Source organism: Streptomyces sp. NPDC003284 (assembly GCF_053589675.1).
This window is the reverse complement of record NZ_JBSFSI010000013.1, coordinates 32,757-54,250: the sequence shown is the minus strand read 5'-3', so window position 1 is coordinate 54,250 and position 21,494 is coordinate 32,757. Positions and strand designations below refer to the sequence as shown.

23 protein-coding genes are annotated in these 21,494 nt (G+C 74.4%); 9 read left to right on the top strand and 14 right to left on the bottom strand.

Features of this window, described 5'->3' with window-relative positions:
- The first annotated feature begins 76 nt into the window (after window positions 1–76).
- The gene (locus ACWDYF_RS25140) at window positions 77–1,129 is read left to right on the top strand and encodes a hypothetical protein (protein WP_389471853.1); all 1,053 of its coding nucleotides are present in this window, start codon (window positions 77–79) and stop codon (window positions 1,127–1,129) included.
- A 33-nt stretch (window positions 1,130–1,162) separates the two neighbouring features.
- On the opposite strand, the gene ACWDYF_RS25135 is transcribed toward ACWDYF_RS25140, so the two are convergent.
- Window positions 1,163–2,008, bottom strand: coding sequence for a spermidine synthase (locus ACWDYF_RS25135; protein ID WP_389471850.1), 846 nt, complete (start codon window positions 2,006–2,008; stop codon window positions 1,163–1,165).
- Window positions 2,009–2,127: 119 nt separating this feature from the next.
- Window positions 2,128–3,297 (bottom strand): elongation factor Tu, encoded by a 1,170-nt coding sequence (gene tuf, locus ACWDYF_RS25130; protein WP_381740497.1) that lies wholly within the window; start codon window positions 3,295–3,297, stop codon window positions 2,128–2,130.
- 342 nt (window positions 3,298–3,639) lie between these two features.
- Between tuf and ACWDYF_RS25125 the strand changes: the two genes are divergently transcribed.
- The 3 genes from ACWDYF_RS25125 (at window position 3,640) to ACWDYF_RS25115 (ending at window position 5,766) form a co-directional block, all read left to right on the top strand.
- The gene (locus tag ACWDYF_RS25125) at window positions 3,640–4,419 is read left to right on the top strand and encodes a TVP38/TMEM64 family protein (protein WP_381740499.1); all 780 of its coding nucleotides are present in this window, start codon (window positions 3,640–3,642) and stop codon (window positions 4,417–4,419) included.
- Window positions 4,420–4,607: 188 nt separating this feature from the next.
- Entirely contained in the window at window positions 4,608–5,483 is an 876-nt protein-coding gene (locus ACWDYF_RS25120; protein ID WP_389471847.1) for an undecaprenyl-diphosphate phosphatase, read from the top strand.
- 103 nt (window positions 5,484–5,586) lie between these two features.
- On the top strand, window positions 5,587–5,766 hold the full coding sequence (locus ACWDYF_RS25115) for a hypothetical protein (RefSeq protein ID WP_037874387.1): 180 nt from the start codon (window positions 5,587–5,589) through the stop codon (window positions 5,764–5,766).
- 84 nt (window positions 5,767–5,850) lie between these two features.
- Here the strand turns inward: ACWDYF_RS25115 and ACWDYF_RS25110 are convergent, their stop codons facing one another.
- Together ACWDYF_RS25110 and ACWDYF_RS25105 are read right to left on the bottom strand one after the other, a co-directional pair.
- A complete protein-coding gene (locus ACWDYF_RS25110) occupies window positions 5,851–6,591 on the bottom strand; it encodes an SDR family NAD(P)-dependent oxidoreductase (RefSeq protein WP_381740502.1) in 741 nt (246 codons plus the stop codon).
- A 68-nt stretch (window positions 6,592–6,659) separates the two neighbouring features.
- Window positions 6,660–7,247, bottom strand: a complete 588-nt coding sequence (locus ACWDYF_RS25105; RefSeq protein WP_389471968.1) for a DUF4291 domain-containing protein — start codon at window positions 7,245–7,247, stop codon at window positions 6,660–6,662.
- A 233-nt stretch (window positions 7,248–7,480) separates the two neighbouring features.
- Here ACWDYF_RS25105 and lnt point away from each other — a divergent pair, with 233 nt between their 5' ends.
- The gene (lnt, locus tag ACWDYF_RS25100; protein ID WP_389471843.1) at window positions 7,481–9,061 is read left to right on the top strand and encodes an apolipoprotein N-acyltransferase; all 1,581 of its coding nucleotides are present in this window, start codon (window positions 7,481–7,483) and stop codon (window positions 9,059–9,061) included.
- Here lnt and ACWDYF_RS25095 read toward each other — a convergent pair.
- A complete protein-coding gene (locus ACWDYF_RS25095) occupies window positions 8,976–9,890 on the bottom strand; it encodes a Gfo/Idh/MocA family protein (RefSeq protein ID WP_389471840.1) in 915 nt (304 codons plus the stop codon). The genes lnt and ACWDYF_RS25095 overlap by 86 nt on opposite strands.
- A gap of 67 nt (window positions 9,891–9,957) precedes the next feature.
- Window positions 9,958–11,190 carry an FAD-dependent monooxygenase gene (locus ACWDYF_RS25090; RefSeq protein ID WP_389471837.1) on the bottom strand — a complete coding sequence of 411 codons (1,233 nt, stop codon included), beginning with the start codon at window positions 11,188–11,190 and terminating at the stop codon, window positions 9,958–9,960.
- 113 nt (window positions 11,191–11,303) lie between these two features.
- Between ACWDYF_RS25090 and ACWDYF_RS25085 the strand changes: the two genes are divergently transcribed.
- From ACWDYF_RS25085 to ACWDYF_RS25075, 3 genes are all read left to right on the top strand, one after another.
- Complete coding sequence (locus ACWDYF_RS25085; RefSeq protein ID WP_389471834.1) at window positions 11,304–12,014, top strand: TetR/AcrR family transcriptional regulator; 711 nt, start codon at window positions 11,304–11,306, stop codon at window positions 12,012–12,014.
- A 19-nt stretch (window positions 12,015–12,033) separates the two neighbouring features.
- Window positions 12,034–12,549, top strand: coding sequence for a DinB family protein (locus tag ACWDYF_RS25080; protein ID WP_389471831.1), 516 nt, complete (start codon window positions 12,034–12,036; stop codon window positions 12,547–12,549).
- 208 nt (window positions 12,550–12,757) lie between these two features.
- Window positions 12,758–13,291 (top strand): hypothetical protein, encoded by a 534-nt coding sequence (locus ACWDYF_RS25075; protein ID WP_389471828.1) that lies wholly within the window; start codon window positions 12,758–12,760, stop codon window positions 13,289–13,291.
- A gap of 130 nt (window positions 13,292–13,421) precedes the next feature.
- On the opposite strand, the gene ACWDYF_RS25070 is transcribed toward ACWDYF_RS25075, so the two are convergent.
- The 7 genes from ACWDYF_RS25070 to ACWDYF_RS25040 form a co-directional block, all read right to left on the bottom strand.
- Window positions 13,422–13,949 (bottom strand): hypothetical protein, encoded by a 528-nt coding sequence (locus tag ACWDYF_RS25070; protein WP_381740514.1) that lies wholly within the window; start codon window positions 13,947–13,949, stop codon window positions 13,422–13,424.
- A 195-nt stretch (window positions 13,950–14,144) separates the two neighbouring features.
- The gene (gene ung, locus ACWDYF_RS25065) at window positions 14,145–14,828 is read right to left on the bottom strand and encodes a uracil-DNA glycosylase (RefSeq protein WP_018571167.1); all 684 of its coding nucleotides are present in this window, start codon (window positions 14,826–14,828) and stop codon (window positions 14,145–14,147) included.
- A 157-nt stretch (window positions 14,829–14,985) separates the two neighbouring features.
- Complete coding sequence (locus ACWDYF_RS25060; protein WP_381740516.1) at window positions 14,986–15,753, bottom strand: SDR family oxidoreductase; 768 nt, start codon at window positions 15,751–15,753, stop codon at window positions 14,986–14,988.
- A 13-nt stretch (window positions 15,754–15,766) separates the two neighbouring features.
- Entirely contained in the window at window positions 15,767–16,528 is a 762-nt protein-coding gene (gene fabG / locus ACWDYF_RS25055) for a 3-oxoacyl-ACP reductase FabG (protein ID WP_381740518.1), read from the bottom strand.
- Window positions 16,529–16,688: 160 nt separating this feature from the next.
- Complete coding sequence (locus ACWDYF_RS25050) at window positions 16,689–17,135, bottom strand: DUF3037 domain-containing protein (RefSeq protein WP_389471822.1); 447 nt, start codon at window positions 17,133–17,135, stop codon at window positions 16,689–16,691.
- Complete coding sequence (locus tag ACWDYF_RS25045) at window positions 17,132–17,941, bottom strand: HipA family kinase (protein ID WP_389471819.1); 810 nt, start codon at window positions 17,939–17,941, stop codon at window positions 17,132–17,134. The genes ACWDYF_RS25050 and ACWDYF_RS25045 overlap by 4 nt, the downstream gene beginning before the upstream one ends.
- Before the next feature lie 118 nt (window positions 17,942–18,059).
- Window positions 18,060–18,962 carry a LysR family transcriptional regulator gene (locus ACWDYF_RS25040; RefSeq protein WP_381740523.1) on the bottom strand — a complete coding sequence of 301 codons (903 nt, stop codon included), beginning with the start codon at window positions 18,960–18,962 and terminating at the stop codon, window positions 18,060–18,062.
- Window positions 18,963–19,035: 73 nt separating this feature from the next.
- On the opposite strand from ACWDYF_RS25040, the gene ACWDYF_RS25035 reads away from it, so the two are divergent.
- Window positions 19,036–20,145: an EamA family transporter gene (locus ACWDYF_RS25035; protein WP_389471816.1), complete on the top strand. Its 1,110-nt coding sequence runs from the start codon at window positions 19,036–19,038 to the stop codon at window positions 20,143–20,145.
- Here ACWDYF_RS25035 and ACWDYF_RS25030 read toward each other — a convergent pair.
- Window positions 20,136–21,467, bottom strand: a complete 1,332-nt coding sequence (locus ACWDYF_RS25030) for an aminotransferase class I/II-fold pyridoxal phosphate-dependent enzyme (RefSeq protein WP_389471813.1) — start codon at window positions 21,465–21,467, stop codon at window positions 20,136–20,138. The genes ACWDYF_RS25035 and ACWDYF_RS25030 overlap by 10 nt on opposite strands.
- Between the last annotated feature and the right edge of the window lie 27 nt (window positions 21,468–21,494).

The following is a 21,494-nucleotide window of genomic DNA, read 5'->3' as shown; positions in this document are numbered from 1 at the left end:
GCCGTCCCCTTTCTGGTACGTCCCTGACAAGGGCCGGTGACCGAATCGTGTCCCCGGCGCCCTAGGGTTGTTGCTCATGTGGCCAGGACAGCAGCCGCCCGGGGGCGAGCAGAACCCGCAGGACCCGCAGAGCAACCCGTACCAGCAGCCGGGGTACCAGCAGCCGAATCCGTATCAGCAGCCGGGCTACCAGCAGCCCAACCCCTACGCGCAGCAGCAGCCGCCGCCTCCGCAGCAGCCGCAGTGGGGCGCCCCGGTGCCGCCGCAGCCGCCGGTCGGCGGTGGCGGGAACGGCGGCGGTGGCGGGAACCGGACGAAGGTCGTCGCCATCGTCGCGGCGGCGGCCGTCGTGGTGGCCGCCGGTGTGACCGGGTTCCTGGTCCTCGGGGGCAAGAAGGACGACAAGGCGGACGGCGGGTCCACCGACCAGAAGGCGAGCCCCTCGGTCTCCGCCCCGGCCTCCTCCGCCGCCCGGAACGACCCCTCCGTCGCCCCCTCGGAGGACAACCCCCGGGGCAACGAGACCGAGAAGCCGCAGGTCGCCGGCTGGAAGGTGGTCGTCAACCCGAAGTGGGGCGTCGCCTTCGACGTGCCCGCTGACTGGGAGGTCAAGGCCCCCGGTGTCGGCGTCGGGTTCGAGGACCACAAGACCGGCAAGCTGCTCGCGGTCATGTCCGGTGTCGCCCAGGACAAGTCCAAGTGGTGCACGTCCGACGACGACAAGGACGGGCGCACCGAGGACACGTCCCTGGCCACGGCGGGCGTCAAGGGCGCCGACGGCGCGAAGAACACCGACGAGGTCGCCGTGAACACGGTGCCCTGGTGGGTCTACGGCGGCTTCACCCAGCCCGACAAGAAGAGCCTCACCTTCGACAAGAAGGCCAAGCCCTTCAGGACCACCTCGGGCATCCAGGGCAGCATCGCCTGGGCGCGGTCGACGAAGACGCCGATGAAGGGCAAGTGCGCGACCGACGGGAAGGCGCTCACCTTCGGCTTCAAGAACATCAACGGCGACTTCGTGTCCTGGAACTTCTACGGGGTCAAGGGCGTCAAGGACGAGGTGCCCGAGGCGACCGTCATGAAGGTCCTCGCCACGGTCCGCCTGCACGGAACGCCCACCGGCGGCTGAGCCCCCACCGGCACCGCCGCGGCCACCGGGCCGTCAGCCGATGCCGAAGGCCCCGCCCGGGGGCTCGGGGGACGCCACGGCGTCCTCGTCGCGCACCGGGCGGGCGGCGCCCGTGAACTTCCGCAGCGCGGCGCCCTGTTCCACCCGGGCGGGGAAGGTGTCCGAGGCGGTGCGCCGGGCCAGGGCGGCCGTGTCGAGCGGGCGGTGCGCGGCGGCGAGCACCGCGTTGCCGAAGCGGCGGCCCCGCAGCACCGCGGGCTCGGCGATGAGCACCGTCTCCTCGAACACCTCGGCGAGCGTGGCGAGCTGGGAGCGCAGGAACGTGAACGGCGCGGCGTCGGCGAGGTTGACGACGTGGACGCCGCCCGGCCGCAGCACCCGCTCCGCCGCCCGCGCGCAGCCGAGGGAGGTGAGGTGCGCCGGGACCCGGGAGCCGCCGAAGACGTCCGCGACCAGCACGTCCACCGAGTCCGCAGGGGCACTCTCCAGCCAGGCGCGGGCGTCGGCCGCGTGCAGCGCGATGCCCGATCCCGCGGGCAGCGGAAGGCACTCGGCGACCAGTCCCAGCAGACCCCGGTCGGCCTCGACGACGTCCTGGCGCGAGCCCGGCCGGGTCGCGGCCACGTAACGGGGCAGTGTGAGCGCGCCGCCGCCCAGGTGCAGCACGTCCAGCGGCCGGCCCTCCTCGGCCACCGTGTCCAGCACGTGCCCGATCCTGCGCGCGTACTCGAACTCCAGATGGGTGGGCGCGTCCAGGTCGACGTACGACTGCGGCGCCCCGTCCACCGTCAGCAGCCACGCGCGCTCGCGGTCGACGTCGGGCATCAGCTTGGCGGTCCCGTGGTCGACGGCACGGCTCACGGGTATGGGCTCGGTCACTCCCCCATTGTGCCGGGGCGGGCACCGGACCAGGACAGCCGGTGGGAGCGGGGGCGGCCCGCTCCCACCACCCCCGCTCCCACACCGCTGCCGCCCCGCTCACAGGACCGCGCGCGGCCTCACTCCACGGAGATCACCGTCCCGGCCCCCACGGTCCGGCCGCCCTCCCGGACGGCGAAGCCGAGACCCGGCTCCAGCGGCACCTCGCGCCCCAGCTCCACGGTCATGGTGACCGTGTCCCCGGGCCGCGCGAGCGCCGCCTCGCCGAGGTCGACGTCGCCGACCACGTCCGCGGTGCGGATGTAGAACTGCGGCCGGTAGCCGGTGGCCACCGGTGTCGTCCGGCCGCCCTCGCGGCCCGACAGCACGTACACCCGAGCGGTGAACCGCCGTCGCGGCGTCACGCTGCCGGGGGCGGCCACGACGTGCCCGCGGCGGACCGCGTCGCGCGGGACACCGCGCAGCAGCAGCGCCACGTTGTCCCCGGCCTGCGCCTCCTGCATGGGCTTGCCGAAGGTCTCCAGGCCGGTGACCACCGTCCCGGTCGCGGCGCCCAGCACCTCGACCCGGTCGCCGACCCGGACCGTGCCGCGCTCGACGGCACCGGTGACGACGGTCCCGCGGCCGGTGATGGTGAGCACGTTCTCCACCGGCAGCAGGAACGGCGCGTCCAGGTACCGCTCGGGCATCGGCACATAGGTGTCGACCGCGTCGAGCAGCGCCTCGACCGACGCCGTCCAGCGGGGGTCGCCCTCCAGTGCCTTGAGTCCGGAGACCCGGACGACCGGTACCGCGTCACCGGCGTAGCCCTGACGGGTGAGCAGGTCGCGGACCTCCAGCTCGACCAGGTCGGTCAGCTCGTCGTCGCCCGCGTCGGCCTTGTTGAGCGCGACGACGATGTGGTCGACGCCCACCTGCCGGGCGAGCAGCACGTGTTCGGCGGTCTGCGGCATGATCCCGTCGAGCGCGGAGACGACGAGGATGGCCCCGTCGAGCTGCGCGGCCCCGGTGACCATGTTCTTGACGTAGTCGGCGTGGCCGGGCATGTCGACGTGCGCGTAGTGCCGGGTGTCGGTCTCGTACTCGACGTGCGCGATGTTGATGGTGATGCCGCGGGCGGCCTCCTCGGGCGCCCGGTCGATGCGGTCGAAGGGCACGAACGTGCCGCCGCCGCGCTCGGCCAGGACCTTGGTGATGGCGGCCGTCAACGTGGTCTTGCCGTGGTCGACATGGCCCATCGTGCCGATGTTCAGATGCGGTTTGGTGCGGACGTACGCCGTCTTGGACATGGGTGTACCTCGAAGCCGGTGAGAAGTGTGACGGGACCCCGGGAGAGCGCCGACCCTCCCCCTGCGGGGTCCGCCGGACGATCCGGGGAGGGTCAGCTTCGGGCGCCGTCGACCGCGGCCGTGAGGATCCGGACGGCAGCCTTCGGAGCATCCGCGACCGCGGATGCTGCGAGGAGGAAGGCGTGCCGGAACATGCTCCGATCATCGCCGGACGACCGGCGCGCGTCGAATGGTTTTCGGCCCCGCGGCGCCACCCGGGCGCCCACGCGCGGACCGGCGTCTGTGACATGGGTGAGACGAACCGTACGGCGATCAGACACACCCGTCGGTTAATGTCACCGGATGCTCGATGCCACCAACCGCTCTGGGGGCACCGCCACGGCCTCTCCCCGGGCCACCACCGCGGAGCCGGGCGCCGCCGTGCTCACGGCCGCGCCGGTCTCCCTCACCGTGTCCGCCCGCTGCGCGCGGGTGCTGCTGTCGCCGTGGTCGCGGCTGTCCCTGCTGCTGGCGCTGCTCGCGGCGGCCGGGACCTGCGTCCTGCTCCTCCAGCCGCAGAGACTGCTGGCGCACGGCTGGCCGCCGCAGCTCGGCGGGTTCGCGGCCGTGCTCCTGTTCGCGGCGGCGTACGGCGTGTGCACGGTGGCGTTCGTGCCGCGCCCGCTGCTGAACCTCGCCGCCGGAGCGCTGTTCGGCTCGGGCGCGGGACTGGCGGCGGCGCTCGCCGGTACGGTCCTGGGCGCCCAGATCGCCTTCGGGCTCGGCCGGGTGCTCGGGCAGGACGCGCTCCGGCCGCTGCTGCGCGGCCGGTTGCTGCGGGCGGCGGACGGGCAGCTGAGCCGGCACGGGTTCCGTTCGATGCTGGCCGCCCGGCTGTTCCCCGGGGTGCCGTTCTGGGCCGCCAACTACTGCGCGGCCGTCTCCCGCATGGGCTGGCCCGCGTTCCTGCTGGCCACGGCGGTCGGCTCGGTCCCGAACACCGCCGCCTACGCGGTCGCGGGCGCCCGTGCCGCCACCCCCACCTCCCCGGCCTTCCTCGTCGCGATGGCCTGCATCGCCGTACCGGCCCTGGCGGGCGCGGTGGTCGCCTGGCGCAAGCGGCATCATCTGCGCGCGCGTTGAGCCCGGGAGCGGAGCACCGAGCCGAACAGGTGCACACCTTTTCGTAAACGGCTGGTAAAGCCCCGGTGGGTTTTCCGTCATGTCGGACCGCTACGCTGCCCCTCGGCACCCCAGGCCCTGCCCGCGGCACACGGCGGCCCGGTGCGCCCGTCGCCCCTGCCCGCTCGGCGCTTGGACTCCGTACCCCCATGTCTTGGTTCGCATCGCTCGTCCTCGGACTCGTCCAGGGGCTGACCGAGTTCCTCCCCGTCTCCTCCAGCGCCCATCTGCGGCTGACGGCGGCCTTCTCGGGCTGGGACGACCCCGGCGCCGCCTTCACGGCGATCACCCAGATCGGCACGGAGGCGGCCGTGCTGATCTACTTCCGCAAGGACATCGGGCGGATCGTCGCCGCCTGGTCCCGCTCGCTCTTCGACCGGTCGATGCGCGCGGACCCCGACGCCCGCATGGGCTGGCTGGTCATCGTCGGCTCCGTCCCGATCGGGGTGCTCGGGCTGACGCTCAAGGACCAGATCGAGGGGCCGTTCCGCGATCTGCGGGTCACGGCGACGATGCTCGTCGTGGTCGGTGTGATCATCGGCATCGCCGACCGGACGGCGGCGCGCGACGAGAAGGGCGGCCGGCACCGGGCGCCCCAGCAGCGCAAGTCCCTGCGCGACCTGGGCGTCAAGGACGGTCTGATCTACGGCTGTTGCCAGGCGATGGCGCTGATCCCGGGCGTCTCCCGCTCCGGCGCCACCATCAGCGGCGGCCTCTTCATGGGCTACCGGCGCGAGGCGGCGGCCCGTTACTCCTTCCTGCTGGCCATTCCGGCCGTACTGGCCTCCGGAGTCTTCGAGTTGAAGGACGCGATGGAGACCGGCCAGGTGGTCTGGGGGCCGACGCTGTTCGCGACGGCGATCGCGTTCGCGTCGGGGTACGGGGTCATCGCCTGGTTCATGGCTTACATCTCGACGAAGAGTTTCATGCCGTTCGTCTGGTACCGGGTGGCGCTGGGCCTGGTCATCATCGGTCTGGTCACGGCCGGTGTACTCAGCCCGCACGCGGCCGAGTCGGCGGAGTGAGCGGCCCGCAGACGCGGGACGGCCTCGCACAGGTGACCGACTCCCTACGGTTCCTGTAGCCGTCCGGTAGCGCTGTGTCAGTGCTTGCCCCTAGGCTTGGGGCATGTCCCCCGATTCCATGGCCCTTGGTTCCGTGCGGTCCGCCGCCGAGCTGAACGAGCAGATCCGGGCGCTCTGGCTGCGTGCGGGCGGGTCCCTGTCGGCCCAGGAGCGCGCGGAGTACGAACTGCTGGTGGTCGAGTGGGCCGCCGCCATCCGGGGCCGGGTGATCAAAGCGGCCTGACCGGCCCGGCCACCCGCCGCGCGCACCGGCCGCGCCGCCCCACGGGCACAGCGGCCCCGCGCCCCGCGCGCGCCCCGGCCCGGTTCAGCGCCCGCCGGACACCCGCAGCACCGCTCCCGACGCGTAGGAGGCGTCCGGTGACATCAGCCACGCGACGGCGGCGGCGATCTCCTCGGCCCGCCCCGGGCGGCGCAGCGGGATCGCGCCGGAGGCACGGCGGGCCCGGTCCGGGTCGCCCATCGCCGCGTGCATCTCGGTGTCGATCATGCCGGGCGCGACCGCGTTGACGCGGATGCCGTCCGGGCCGAGTTCCTTGGCGAGCCCCAGGGTCAGCGCGTCGACGGCGGCCTTCGTCGCCGCGTAGTGCACATACTCGCCGGGGCTGCCGAGCGTGGCGGCGGCCGACGACACATTCACGATCACACCGCTTCCGCGCGGGGTCATCAGCTGGGCCGCGCGGCGCGCGCACAGCAGCGTGCCCGTGAGGTTGACGTCCACGACCCGGCGCAGGTCGGCCGGGTCCGCGTCGGCGAGGCGGCCCAGCGGCCCGGTCACACCGGCGTTGTTCACCAGCCCCGTCACCGGCCCGAGCCGCTCCTCCGCCACGGCGAACAGCCGCTCGACATCGGCCTCCACGGAGGTGTCCACCCGCACGGCGACGCTGCGCGCCCCGGCCTCCAGCACCTCGTCGGCGACGGCCTCGGCGGCGCCGGTGTCACGGACGTAGCCGATCACCACGTCATGCCCGTCGCCGGCCAGCCGCCGGCAGACCGCGGCGCCGATGCCCCGGCTGCCCCCGGTGACGACCGTCACGAGTCGCTTCATGCCGACCTCCGGTTCCCTTCCGATCCGCTCACGCCGACCGTGCCGGAGCCGGCCCGCCTGTGATCATTCTAGGCCCGCAGGTGCGCGAGCACCTCGTCGTCCAGCGGATACGGCCGCTCCTCGGGCAGCAGGGCCCGCGCCCGCTCCGGCTCACCCGACCGGACCAGCGCGTGGATCTCGGCCGCGAGCGGGGTGACGTCCTCGATCCCGGCGATCCACTCGTCCGCGTACCGGGCCGCGGCCTCACCGGCGAGCCCGAGTTGCAGGGAGCGGTACGGCAGCGGAGCGAGCCGCAGGTCACGCTCCGGGTCCCACTGCACGCGCGCGGGTGCCTGCCGCAGCCGCGCCCGCCAGGAGTCACGGTCACCGTGCAGGGACGGCACGTGGTGCGAGAGGCAGGCGTGCCGCAGCGCCCACTCGAACCCGCCGCGGTCGATCTCGACGGCCAGGACGGTCTCCTGCCCCTCCTTGGTCCCCCAGCCGCAGCGGTACATCATCCAGAGGAACGACGGCTTGATCCAGGTCATCCGGTCCCGCTTCCAGGCGGCGGGGAAGCGGCCGTCGCGGGCGGCCGGGCCGCCGATCTGCGGGTGGTAGGCCTGGTAGACGGTGACCGTGGACGCGGTGTGGCGGGCGCGCACACCGAAGCGGGGCATCGGCTCGGGAGACTGATCGTTCACGCGCCCAGCATCGGCGGCCGTACCCGGCGGGGCCAGCGAATATCCGGGACGTCCCCCCGTCGCGGGCGGCCGCCTCGCCCGCTGTGTCCCTGGCTGTCCGGTCCGTCCTCCCGGCCCGTGGCCTGGGCGTGGGGCGGTGGGGAGCGCACACTGGATCCATCCGTGGATCACCGGGTGACCGGGGCCGTCGACGGGTAGGAGGGCGCCCTATGGAGAGATTCGGACGCTGGCTCGACTCGCCCTGGCGGCGCGGGGTGCTCGCCGTGCTCGCGGGGGCGCTGCCGATGTTCGCCTTCCCGGCGCCCGCGCTGTGGTGGTTCGCCTACGGCGCGCTGGTGCCGTGGATCCTGCTGGTGCGGTCCGCGCCGACCGCGCGGCGGGCCGTCTACGACGGCTGGTGCGGCGGGCTGGGCTACATGCTGGCCGTGCACCACTGGCTGCTGCCCAGCCTGCATGTGTTCACCGTGGTGCTCGCGGCGCTGCTGGGTGTGCTGTGGGTGCCCTGGGGGTGGCTGGTGCGGCGGTTCCTGGCCGGACGGCCCTCCGCCGGGCGGGCCGCGGCGGCGCTCGTGGTGCTGCCCTCGGGCTGGCTGGCCGCGGAACTCGTGCGGTCCTGGCAGGGCCTCGGCGGGCCCTGGGGGATGCTGGGCGCCAGCCAGTGGCAGGTGGCGCCCGCGCTGCGCCTGGCCTCGGTGGGCGGGGTGTGGCTGCTCAGCTTCCTGGTGGTGGCCGTCAATGTGGCCCTCGCCCTGCTCGTGGCGGCCCGCGGCGTGCGGGTGCCCGCGGTGGCCGGGCTCGCCGCGACCGCCGCGGTGACCTCCGCCGCGTGGGTGTGGGCGCCGCGCCCCGCCGTCGACGGCCAGGTCCGCGTCGCGGTGGTGCAGCCGGGCGTGGTCGACGGCGCCGACAGCGGGGAGCGGCGCTTCGACCGGGAGGAGGAGCTGACCCGGGGTCTCGCGGGGCACGGTGTGGACCTGGTCGTCTGGGGCGAGAGCAGCGTCGGCTTCGACCTGGCCGACCGGCCCGACCTGGCCCGGCGGATCGCGGCCCTCTCCCGGGAGGTCGGCGCCGACGTCCTGGTCAATGTGGACGCCCGGCGCTCCGACCGGCCCGGGATCTACAAGAGTTCCGTGCTCGTCGGACCGCAGGGCCCGACCGGCGAGCGGTACGACAAGATGCGGCTGGTCCCGTTCGGCGAGTACATCCCGGCCCGTTCACTGCTCGGCTGGGCGACCTCCGTCGGCAAGGCCGCGGGCGAGAACCGCAGGCGGGGCACCGAGCAGGTGGTCATGGACGTCGGGCACGGGCTGCGGATCGGCCCGCTGATCTGCTTCGAGACCGCGTTCCCGGACATGAGCCGCCATCTGGCGCGGGACGGCGCCGGGGTGCTGCTCGCCCAGTCGTCGACCGCGACCTTCCAGCACAGCTGGGCGCCCGAGCAGCACGCCTCGCTCGGCGCGCTGCGGGCCGCCGAGACCGGACGGCCCATGGTGCACGCCACCCTGACCGGCGTGTCCGCCGTCTACGGCCCGGACGGGCGGCGGATCGGCCCCTGGCTGGGCACCGGCGACAGCACCGCCCGGGTGTACGAGGTACCGGTCGCGCACGGTGTCACCCCGTACGTCCGCCTCGGCGACTGGCCGGTGCACGCGGCGCTGCTGGTGCTGGCCGCGGTGGGGGCGCACGAGGGCGTGCGGGAGGTGCTCAGGCGGCGGCGCCGGAGCGCTCCAGCACCGTCCGCACCACACGCTCGCACAGGTCGTGGGTCTCCAGCGCGTCCCGGGCGCTGAGCACCCGTCCCTCGCGCACGGCGTCGAGGAAGGCCAGCACGGCCTGCTCGATGCCGCGCTGGCGGGCGACGGGCACCCAGTCGCCGCGCCGCCGCAGGGTCGGCTGGCCCTTGTGGTCGACGATCTCGGAGAGGTTGGCCACCTGCCGCTTGGTGTCCTGCCCGGAGACCTCCAGGATCTCCTCGGCGGAGCCGCTGAGCCGGTTCATCACGCCGAGCGCGGTGAAGCCGTCCCCGGCCAGTTGCAGCACCACGTGCTCCAGCAGCCCGTCCCGCATCCGGCCGCGCACGGTGATGTCGTCGACCGGGCCCGGCACCAGGAACCGCAGGGTGTCCACGACGTGGATGAAGTCGTCGAGGACCATCGTGCGGGGCTCCTCGGGCAGCCCGACCCGGTTCTTCTGGAGCAGGATCAGCTCGCGCGGGTGCTCGGCGCACTGCGCGTACCCGGGGGCGTAGCGCCGGTTGAAGCCGACCATGAGCCCGACGCCGCGCTCCTCGGCGAGCGCCACCAGGCGGGCGGAGTCGGCGAGTTCGTAGGCGAGCGGCTTGTCGACGTACGTGGGGACACCAGCCTCCAGGAGCCGGGTGACGATCTCGGGGTGGACGGCGGTGGGCGCGTGCACGAAGGCCGCGTCGAGACCCTGTGCGAGCAGGGAGCCGAGGTCGGCGTGGCGGCGCTCGGCGGGCAGGTGCAGGCTGTCGCCGACCCGGTGGAGGGTGGCGGGCGTCCGGGTCTGGATGTGCAGGTCGACGCCGGGCTGCGCGCCGAGGACCGGCAGGTACGCCTTCTGCGCGATGTCGCCCAGTCCGATGCAGCCGACCTTCACGTGCGCTCCTTCGTCGTCGCTCGACCGGCTGCCGCGTGCGTCGCCGTCCGGCGCCGTCCGTTCGCGTTCAGCCGTGTTCGTTCCTTCGGGCGGCGGGTGTCAGCCCCGCCCGCACCGCAGCATACGGCGGCTGCGGAGGGCGCCAGTCGGCGACGCCGTCGAAGCCGCGCAGCAGCGCTCCCGGCACGGTCCTGGAGACGGCGGTGAGCAGGGCGTCGCGCAGGGCGGCACCGGCGCGGCCGCCCGTCATGTTCACGCGGGCGACCCGGACGGCCCGGCGGGTGAGGGCGGTCGCCCGGGGCAGCCGGGCCGTGGTGTAGGCGGCCAGGTCATCGAAGTGGTGGGCGAGGACCACGGCGTCCTCGACGGCCAGGTTGCCGCCCTGGCCGAGGGTGGGCGGCATGGCGTGCGCGGCGTCGCCGAGCAGAGCGGTCCGGCCGCGGTGGTAGGCGGGCGGCGGCGGTGCGAGGTGGTGCACGTCGTGGCGGAGCACGTCCTCGGGACGGGCGGCGGCGAGGACGGCGGGAACCGGGTGGTGCCAGTGGCCGAAGCGGCGCAGGAGTTCGGCGCGTTCGTCGTCGGCGTGCTGCCCGGCGGGCGTCCGGGCCGCGGCGTACGCGTACACCCGGCCGTCCTTGAGCGGGTGGGTGCCCCACAGGCAGCCGCGGCCCCAGGTCTCGTGGGAGGGGAACACGGCGCCCGGTACCGGGATCATGACGCGCCAGGTCGTGAACCCGGAGTGGACGGGCCCGGGGTGGTCCGGGAACAGGGTCCGCCGGGACGCGGAGTGGATGCCGTCGGCGGCGACCACCAGGTCAGCCTCCAGTTCGCCGTCGGGTGTGGTCACCCGGGCCGGCCGGTGCGCGTCCCCGGGGTCGGCGAGGCGGGCGTCCACGGAGGTACGGACGGTGCCGGGCGGCAGCAGCGCGGCCAGCACCTCGACCAGCGTGGCCCGGGGCAGCAGCACGATGGGGCCGCCGAAGCGTGCGGCCGCCGCCGCGGCGTCGGTGCGGGCCAGCCAGTGGCCGCCGGGTGTGCGCAGCCCGCCGTCGCCCTGCCAGGCCGCCAGATCGCGGATCCGGTCGCCGACGCCGAGGACGTCCAGGGCGCGCAGGGCGTTCGGGGAGAGGGAGATGGCCGCGCCGACCGGCTCCAGCGAGGGGGCGCGCTCCAGCACGGTGACCCGGCGGCCGGACAGGTGCAGGGCCGCGGCGGCGGCGAGCCCTCCGATGCCGCCGCCGATGACGACGACGGCCGGGGGTAGGCCCGCGGACGGGTTCGGGGCTCCGGACTGGGACATGGCTGCCTCCCGCACGATCGAGACTACATCTGTAGTAGCACTGGGTCACCCCGACCGTACTACGGATGTAGTGAGACGCACTACGGGCGTAGTCGGCCGGTAGGTTGATCTCCATGCCCGCTCCCGACGCACCCGCCCCGCGCGCCGACAGCTCCGAGAAGCCCGAGAGGCCCGAGAGGCCCGAGAGGCCCGACAACGCTGGCCCCGACGCCACCGGCGCCCCCGCCACCCGCGCCGACCGCGTGGCCGACGCCGCCCTCGCGCTGCTCGCCGAGCGCGGGATGCGCGGGCTGACGCACCGGGCCGTCGACGAGGCGGCCGGGCTCCCGCAGGGATCGACGTCGAACATCGCGCGCACCCGGCAGGCGCTGCTGGAGCTGGCCGTACGGCGGCTGGCCGACCGGGAGGCCCGGGTGCTGGCGCTGCACGAGATGCCGGATCCGCGGACCGGCGGCCTCGACTCGCTGGTGGACGGCCTGGCGCTCGCCACCCATCGCGCGCTCACCGGCAACCGCAGGCTGACCCTCGCCCGCTACGAACTGGCGCTGGAGGCGACCCGCCGCCCGGAGCTGCGCGCCCCCTTCGACGCGGCGGGCGCCCGCTTCCGCGACCAGCTCACCGCGCTGGTCACGGCGATGGGCTCCACGGACCCCGAGCGGCATGTGCTGTCCCTGGTCGCCTGGGCGGACGGGCTGATGTTCTCGTGCGTGGCCGGGACCTTCCACGCGCGGCCCCCGGAACTCGACGACGTACGGACCGGCCTGCGGGAACTGCTGGGCGGCATGCTCGGGGGCGGGGGGAAAACACCTGGTGCGAGGGTCTGACCTGCGCGAGGATCGGCGCATGACGACGACCGAACGCCGCGAGCCCGCCCAGAACGCCGACGAGCGCGCCATGCTGGACGGCTGGCTGGACTACCACCGGCAGACACTGGCGTGGAAGTGCGAGGACCTGACCGACGAGCAGTTGCGCACCGTGTCCGCGGAGCCCTCCGGGCTGACCCTGCTGGGACTGGTGCGGCACATGGCGGACGTGGAGCGCGGCTGGTTCCGCCGGGTGATGGCGGGCGAGGACGCGCCGCCGATCCACTACGACGACCAGGACCCGGACGGCGACTTCCGCGTCACCGCCGCCGACACCTGGGCCGACACCCACGCCACCTGGCAGGCGGAGATCGACGCCGCGCGCCGCATCGCCGCCGGGCTGAGCCTCGACGACCTCTCCGAGGGCCGCCACAGGTCCAGCCCCGACCCGTTCAACCTGCGCTGGATCTACACGCACATGATCGAGGAGTACGCCCGCCACAACGGCCACGCCGACCTGCTCCGCGAGCGCATCGACGGCGCGACCGGAGACTGAGCCCGGCGCCGGGGCGCCGCGTCGCGCGGCAGCGCCGTACGGCGTGGCGGGCGGGGGTCCCGACCCGGCCGTCGCCCGGTGCGGCCCGCGCCACGGCGTCACCCGCGCGCACCGCGGCCACTCCCCGAGGGGCGGGACATCACCCGTGCGGGGCATCCTGCGGCCGTCCGCAGGTCATGCGGCCCGCCGGGGCAGCAGAGTGGCGCGGGTGCATCGAACGACGACCGCCGCAACGCTCCTGATCACCCTGGCCGTCTCGGCCCTCACCGGCTGCGTCACGGTCCAGCGGCCACCTTCCGGTGTCCCGGCGACGGCCTCCGCGGCCGGACCGGCCCCGCGCCCGGAGGGCGGCACCGGACCGCGCGCCGTCCAGGCACCCGCCCGGGAGGCCCTGGAACGCGCCGGATCCTCCGACGGCCCCACGGTCCCGGACGCCCGCCCGCGCACACACACCCCGGCGGCGGCGCCCGCGACACCCGCCGCGGCCGGGGCCACGGCGCGGGACCGGCACCCGGCACCGGGCTCCGCCGCCCCCGGCGGCCCCGACTCCGGCTCCGACTCCGACTCCGGCCACAAGACCGCGCCCCGGCCGCCGCATCCGCCCGCGCCCCGGCACACGACGCCCGCCGCCCGGCACGCCGTACCGGCGAACCCGGGCATCTGCGCCCTCGGCAAGGAGTACGGCCACTGGCGTCCGGGCAGTCCGGAGGCGAAGATCTGCGGCCGGACCTACGGGCGTTGAGCGGCCCCGGCCCGGTCACGCACCCCGCTTCCGTGTCCACGTCCGGGTCCACTTCTGCGTCCGCATCTGTGTCCGCATCTGTGTCCGCATCCGCCGCGCCCGCGCTGCCGCGGCGCCCGGCCGCCCGCCGCTACGACCGCTGGCGGGGCGGTCCGCCCGGGTCCTCGCCCGGTCCGGCCGGGCCGTCCTCGCCCAACCGCAGCTCCAGGTGGTGGATGGCCGCGCGGACGCCGTCGCCGTAGCTGTCCTCGGCGAGGGAGGCGGCCGTGCCGCGGGCGCGGCGCAGATGGCTGCGGGCGGCCTCGCTGCGGCCGAGCTTCACATAGTCGGCGGCCAGATTCAGGTGCAGGCACGGATACAGGGCCCGGACCGCGGGGGCGCCCTCGTGCCCCGGGCGGCGCTCGCCCGTGAGTTCCTCGGCGGCGGACAGCGCCCTGAGGTCCCAGGCCAGTTCGTCCGAGGGGTCGTCCTGGGTGTCGGCCAGGTAGTGGGCCAGGGTGCAGCGGTGCAGCGGGTCGCCGTCCTCGCCCAGCTCGTGCCAGAGCGCGAGGAAGCGCCCGCGCGCCTCCTCGCGGTCACCGGCGTGGTGCAGGATGACGCTCTGACCGATCCGCGTCAGCACGGCGTCGCCCGCCGTCTGCTCCTGCCGCTCCGTCACGGCGCCTCCAGCCCTGCCAGCCTTGTGCCCGACCCGACTCCCCCGACGCTAACCGCACCCACCGGCAATCCGGCTCAGGCAGCCCCGGACGGGACACGACACAGGACGCACGGCGCCGTGACGACGGGTCGGCCGGGAAGGTGGCGCGCCCCTGACCGCCGCGCCACCCGGTCCCCCGGCTTCCGGTCCTCGGGCTCAGCCCAGGTTCGGGATCTGCCAGTCGATCGGCTGGTGTCCCTGCGCCGCGACCGCCTCGTCGATCTGGGTGAACGGACGGGAGCCGAAGAACTTCTTCGCGGACAGCGGCGAGGGGTGCGCGCCCTTGACCACCACGTGCCGGGTCTCGTCGATCAGGGGCAGCTTCTTCTGCGCGTAGTTGCCCCACAGCACGAAGACGGCCGGGTCGGGACGGTCGGCCACCGCGCGGATCACCGCGTCGGTGAACTTCTCCCAGCCGCGTCCCTTGTGGGAGTTGGCCTCACCGGAGCGGACCGTGAGCACCGCGTTCAGCAGCAGCACGCCCTGCCGGGCCCACGGCATCAGATAGCCGTTGTCCGGGATCTCGGTGCCCAGCTCCTCGCGCATCTCCTTGTAGATGTTCCGCAGGGACGGCGGGACCTTGACGCCGGGGCGCACCGAGAAGCACAGGCCGTGGCCCTGTCCCTCGCCGTGGTACGGGTCCTGGCCGAGGACGAGGACCTTCACCTGGTCGTAGGGCGTGGCGTCCAGCGCGGCGAAGACCTCCTCGCGCGGCGGATACACGGGACCCTTCGCCCGCTCCTCCTCGACGAACTCGGTCAGCTCCTTGAAGTAGGGCTGCTGAAGCTCGTCGCCCAGAACCCCGCGCCAGGACTCGGGCAGCATGGCGATGTCGGTCACGTCAACGTCCTCACGATCTATGGTCACTTCCTGCCCACAGAACCTACAGGCGACCACTGACAACGCCGCACGGAGAGGCCGCCGGAGACCGGCACCACCGGTACACCGGTCGCGTGCCGGTGTACCGGTGCTGCCGGTGTGGGTGTCCCCGGCCGGATCAGCCCACGCCCGCGTTGAGGAAGAGGCCGCCGTCGACGACGAGCGTCTGGCCGGTGATCCAGTCGGACTGCTCGGAGGTGAGGAACGCCGCCGCGCCGCCGATGTCGGTGGGCACGCCCAGCCGGCCGAGCGGGTACGCCGCGGCGGCCTCGTCCTCGCGGCCCTCGAACAGGGCCTGCGCGAACCGCGTCTTCACCACGCCCGGCGCGATGGCGTTGACCCGCACCTTCGGCGCGAACTCGTGCGCGAGCTGCTGGGTGAGGTTGATCATCGCGGCCTTGCTGATGCCGTACGCGCCGATGAACGGCGAGGGCGCGAGACCGGCGATCGAGGAGATGTTGACGATGGCGCCGCCGTTGTCCTTCTGCCAGGCGTGCCAGGTGCGCTGGGCGAAGCCGAGCGCGGAGATCACGTTGGTCTCGAAGACCTTGCGCGCCACGTTCAGGTCGAGGTCGGCGATCGGGCCGAAGACCGGGTTGGTGCCGGCGTTGTTGACCAGGTGGTCGACCCGTCCGAACACCTCCATCACCCGGTCGACGGCCACGGCCTGGTGGGCCTCGTCGTGGGCCTTGCCCGCGACGCCGATGACCCGGTCGGAGCCGAGCCGTTCGACGGCCTCCTTGAGCGCGTCCTCGTTGCGGCCGGTGATGCAGACCCGGTCGCCCCGGGCCACCAGTGCCTCGGCGACGCCGTAGCCGATGCCGCGGCTGGCGCCGGTGACGAGGGCGACCTTGCCCGACAGCGGGGGAAGTTCCTCGGAAGTCATGTGCGTGTGTCCCTCAGTTGAGCGGTCCGCCGGCGACATACAGGACCTGGCCGGAGACGAAGCCGGCGGCGTCGCCCGTGAAGAAGGCGATGGCGTTGGCGATGTCCTCCGGCTCGCCGACGCGCTGCACCGGGATCTGGGTGGCGGCGGCGGCCTTGAAGTCCTCGAAGCCCATGCCGACGCGCTCGGCGGTGGCCTTGGTCATCTCGGTGGCGATGAAGCCGGGGGCCACCGAGTTGGCGGTGATGCCGAACTTGCCCAGCTCCTTGGCCAGGGTCTTGGTGAAGCCCTGGAGGCCCGCCTTGGCGGCCGCGTAGTTGGCCTGGCCGCGGTTGCCGAGCGCGGAGGACGAGGAGAGGTTGACGATCCGGCCGAAGCCCGCGTCCACCATGTGCTTCTGCACCGCGCGGGCCATCAGGAAGGAGCCGCGCAGATGCACGCTCAGGACGGTGTCCCAGTCGGAGACGCTCATCTTGAACAGCAGGTTGTCCCGGAGCACGCCCGCGTTGTTGACGAGGATCGTCGGCGCGCCGAGCTCCTCGACGACGCGCGCGACCGCCGCCTCGACCTGCGCCTCGTCCGAGACGTCGGCACCGATCGCGACGGCCCGGCCACCGGCCGCGGTGATCGTCTCCACGGTGCCCTTGCAGGCAGCCTCGTCGAGGTCGATCACGGCGACCGCGCGGCCCTCGGCGGCCAGGCGTACGGCGGTGGCGGCACCGATGCCGCGTGCGGCCCCGGTGACGACGGCGACCCGCTGGTCAGTGGTGGACATTGCTGCTTCTCCTCGCCCTTGAGAGAACCTGCCCGGACCGGGCCCGGAGCCCGGCCGGTGAATCCGGTCTGCGGTGAGCGACCGCTTAGTACCTCTGGTGGACGTGACGCTAGAAGCCCTGGCACCCGGTGTCAACGGCACGCCCGCCACGTGTGATCCATTACCTCACCAGGAGGTCGAGCAACCGTTGCGCCTCCGCGGCCGGGTCGAGGGTGAGTCCGGTGTGTACGGGGCCCGGCTGGACGATCGTGGAACGCGGCGCGACCAGCCAGCGGAAGCGCCGGCCCGCGTCGTCCCCGGCCGCCTGCCCGGCCACCGCGCCGCCCGCGCACACACCCTCGACCGCGGCGAGCGCGGCCCGCACGCCCGCCACGTCGGCCTCCGGGTCGAGCGCCCGCAGCCGCGCCTCGTCCAGATGGGTGCGGGCGCCGACGTACGCCTTGGCCCGGCAGTAGACCAGCACTCCGGCGTTGACGCACTCGCCGCGCTCGATCCGCGGGACGATCCGCAGCAGGGCGTACTCGAAGACGTCCCGGTCACTCGTCCGGCTGCCGATGATGTGGCGTTCGCCCGCCTGTCGGCCGCCGAGGATGTGGTGGTCGCTCACGTGGTCCCCCTGTTCCCTTCGGAGTCCTGGCTGCCCTGGCTGCCCTGGATTCCCTGGATTCCCTGGATGCGTTCGTGGATCACCGCGGCCCGCGCGAGCAGCGGCCGGGCGTAGGCGCGGCGCAGTTCACCGGGGGTGGCGAAGCCGGGCTCGTCCGCCAGCCAGGCGTCCGGGATCTCGGCGGTCACCTCGGCGAGCAGATCCTCGGTGATCCGCGGCGCGAGGTCAGCGGCGGCGGCCGCGACATCCGGGGCGAAGCGCGCGAGGGCGTGGTCGGAGGCGTCGTACGGGCGGGCCGCGGACGCCTCGGCGCCCGGCCAGTTGTGCTGCCAGATCATGGTGGCGCCGTGGTCGATCAGCCACAGCGCGCCGCGCCATCTGAGCAGGTTCGGGTTGCGCCAGGAGCGGTCCACGTTGTTCACCAGGGCGTCGAACCAGACGATCCGCCCGGCCTCCCCGGCGTCCACCGGGAAGGCCAGCGGGTCGAAGCCGAGGGCACCGGAGAGGAAGTCCATCCCGAGGTTGCCGCCGCCGCTGGAGCGCAGCAGCTCCTGGACCCGCTCGTCGGGTTCGCCGAGGCCGAGCACCGGATCCAGGCCGACGACCGCGAGGGACGGCACGCGGAACCCCAGCCTCCGGGCCAGTTCGCCGCAGACGACCTCGGCGACGAGCGTCTTGCGGCCCTGACCCGCGCCGCTGAACTTCAGGACGTACGTGCCGAGGTCGTCGGCCTCGACGAGCCCCGGCAGCGAACCGCCCTCACGGAGCGGTGTGATGAACCGGGTCGCGTTGACTTCCTTGAGCATCGCCCCAGGCTACTGGGGGCACGCACACCTCCGGCCGCCCTGTGGACAACGCGCGCGGACACCGGCGCGGCCGGGCGGGCGGACCGGTGTCCGCGCGTCGGCCGGGCGGCCCGGCCCGTCAGCCGAGCCGGTCGCCCGCGGCGCGCAGGGCCTCCACCGCCGCCCTGATCGAGGGGCGGCGATCGGCGTCGGCCCGCCACACGGCGTAGACGTGCCGCCGCACCGCCTGCCGCACCGGAACGGCCCGCACCCCGGCGGGCAGCGGCCCCCGGCCCAGGCGCGGCGCCACGCACACCCCGAGACCGGCCGCGACCAGCGCGAGCTGGGTGGCGTGCTCCTGGGCGCGGTGCGCCACACGGGGTTCCACCCCCTTGGAGCGCAGGGTGTCGAGCAGCCACTCGTGGCAGAACTCGTCGTCACCCCAGCTGATCCAGTCGTCGTCGGCGAAGTCCTCCAGCCCGGCGTCGGCGCGGTCCGCGTGCGGATGCGCGGCGGGCAGCGCCACGTCCACGGGGTCGTCGAGGAGCGGCGCCCGGACGAGTCCCTCGGGGACGGGCAGCGGCTTGTTGTACCAGTCGAGGACCACGGCGAGGTCGGCGTCGCCGCGCAGCACGGCCCGTACGGCGGGGGCGGGTTCCACCTCGGCGGTGGTGACACCGAGTGCCGGGTGCCGGGCGCGCAGATGGCACAGCGCCGCCGGGAACAGGCCGCGCGCACCGGTGGGGAACGCGGCCAGCCGCAGTTCGCCGACCACCTGTCCGCGCTGGGCCTCCAGATCGGACTGGGCCAGCTCCACCTGGGAGAGGATGCGCGCCGCGTGTTCGGCGAGCAGCCGCCCGGCGTCGGTGAGGCGTACGCCCCGGCCGTTCCTGGCCAGGAGCCGCTGGCCCACCTCGCGTTCCAGCTTCGCCAGCTGCTGCGAGACGGCCGAGGTCGTCACATGCAGTCCGTCGGCCGCGCCGCTGACCGAGCCGTGCCGGGCGAGGGCGTCGAGGGTCCGCAGGCGCTCCAGGTTCAACATGTAAGCGATACTACGAGGTACAGCGCGCGAATTCTCGATTGTGCTACGAGGTTGAGCGCGGCACGCTACGAGCATGACCACCGCGCCCGCCGCCCCGCCGTCCCCGCCGTCCTCCTCCCCGAGGGCCCGCCGCCCCGCCCACTGGCGGGTCCGGTTCGCCTTCCTGGCGCTGGTCTGGGGCTTCAGCTTTCTGTTCATGAAGGTGGGCACGCGCAGCTTCGCGCCGTTCCAGGTGACGCTGGGGCGGCTGGTGTTCGGCACGGCGGTGCTGGCCGTGGCGATGGCGGTGAAGCGGGAGCGGCTGCCGCGCGGTGCGCGCACCTGGGGTCATCTGGCGGTCGCCGGGTTCTTCCTCAACGCGCTGCCGTTCTCGCTCTTCGCCTACTCGGAGCTGACCATCCCGTCCACGCTGGCGGGCATCTGCAACGCCACCTCGCCGCTGTGGGGCATGGTGCTCTCGCTGGTCGCCCTCTCCGAGGACCGGCCGACCCGGGTGCGGGTGGCGGGGCTGGGGCTCGGTTTCCTCGGGGTGCTCACGGTGCTCGGTGCCTGGCAGGGCTTCCACGGTCTGGACGCGGGCGGCACGGCGATGGCGCTGCTGGCCTCGCTGAGCTACCCGGTCGGCTGGATCTACGTCCGGCGCACGCTGGCCGGTGCCCCGGAGTCGCACCTGTCCCTGACCGGCGGGCAGTTGCTCCTGTCGACGGCGCAACTAGCGGTCGTCACACCGCTGTTCACGGACGTACCGGCCCAGGTGGACCTGCTGCCGCTGCTGGCGGTCGCCGCGCTGGGCGCGCTCGGCACCGGGTTCGCCATGCTCGTGCAGTACGGGCTGGTCGCCGAGGTGGGGCCCACCACGGCCCAGATGGTGACCTATTTCGTGCCGGTCATCGCGGCCGCCGCCGGGGTCGCCGTCCTCGGTGAGGAGCTGACCTGGTCGACTCCGGTCGGCGCGGTGATCGTGCTGGCGGGCGCGGCCCTGACCCAGGCCGGGCCGCGCGGCAGGACGGGGCGGTCCGCCCCCGAAGCCACGGCCACGCCCGCGCCGACACTCCCGGCCACGGCCACGGCCACCGAGAGCCGGCGGTCCGAGGAACCGTCCGAACAGTCCGAGCCGTCCGGACAGCCCGAGCCGTCCGGACAGCCCTCCCGCCCCGTACCGGCGGCGCCCGCTCAGACGTAGCTGCGCGCCGCGGCCGGTTCCAGCGCCGCCGCCACCGCCTCCGCCAGCCGCTCGGTCTCCTCCCCGCGCAGCGTCGAGACGGTGATGCGGATACCCGGAGGCTCGCCGAGCCGGTAGCGGGCGCCGGGGGCGACGGCCCAGCCCGCGTGCAGCAGCCGGGCGACGGCACCGGTCTCGTCCGGCACCGGCACCCACACGTTCATCCCGCTGCGCCCGCGCGCGGCCACCCCGCGCTCCGCCAGCGCGCCGATCAGCCGCTCGCGCCGCTCGTCGTACCGGGCCGCCACGGCGCCGGTGTCCGGCGCGCCGTCCGTCAGCAGCCGCAGCACGGCCCGCTGCACCAGCAGGCTCACCCAGCCGGGTCCGAGCCGCTGCCGTCCGCGCACCCGGTCCACGGTCACCTCGTCGCCGGTGAGCACGGCCAGGCGCAGATCGGGGCCGTACGCCTTGGCGACCGAGCGGACGAAGGCCCAGTGCCGGGTGGCCCCGGCGAGCGGGTGCAGCGGGACGTCGACGATGCCGTGGCCGTGGTCGTCCTCGATCAGCAGGGTCTCCGGGTGCTCGGCCAGGACGGCACGCAGGGCACGCGCGCGCGTGGCGCTCAGCGCGGCGCCGGTCGGGTTCTGTGCCCGGTCGGTGACGATCAGGGCGCGCGCACCACCCGCCAGCGCCCGCCGCACGGCCTCGGGGCGCGGCCCCTCGTCGTCCACGCGGACCGGCACGGTCCGCAGTCCGAGCGCCGGTACCAGGTCGAGCGTGCGGCCCCAGCCGGGGTCCTCCACGGCGACGGTGTCCCCCGGCTTGAGGTGGGCGGCGAGGACCCGTTCGACGCCGTCCAGCGAGCCGGTCACCACCGCGAGGGGCCCGTCCGGCACGCCCGCGGCGTCCAGTCCGGCGCGGGCGGCGCGCGCGAGGCCCGGATCCACGGCCAGGTCGCCGTAGAGCACGGGCGCGCGGTCGGCCTCGGCGGCCGCCGCGGCGAAGGCCGGTGCCAGCGGCGGCAGCAGGGCCGGGTCCGGGTTGCCCGCGGACACGTCCCGTACGCCCTCGGGCACGTCCAGGCGGATGCGGTCGCGTCCGGTGGTGGCGGGCGCGGGCCGCACCCGGCTGCCGCGGCGCCCGGCCGTCTCGATGACCCCGCGCTCGCGCAGCACGCGGTACGCGGCCGCCACGGTGTTCGGATTGACACCGAGCTGAGCCGCCAACTCCCGCATGGGGGGCAGCAGTTGTCCCGGCTCCAGCTCTCCCGAGCCCACCGCCCGCTCGACGCTCGACGCGATGTCCGCTGCGCGACGGCCTTCGATCCGATATTCTCCTAGCACAAAGCCAATTATGCACTAGTGCAATGG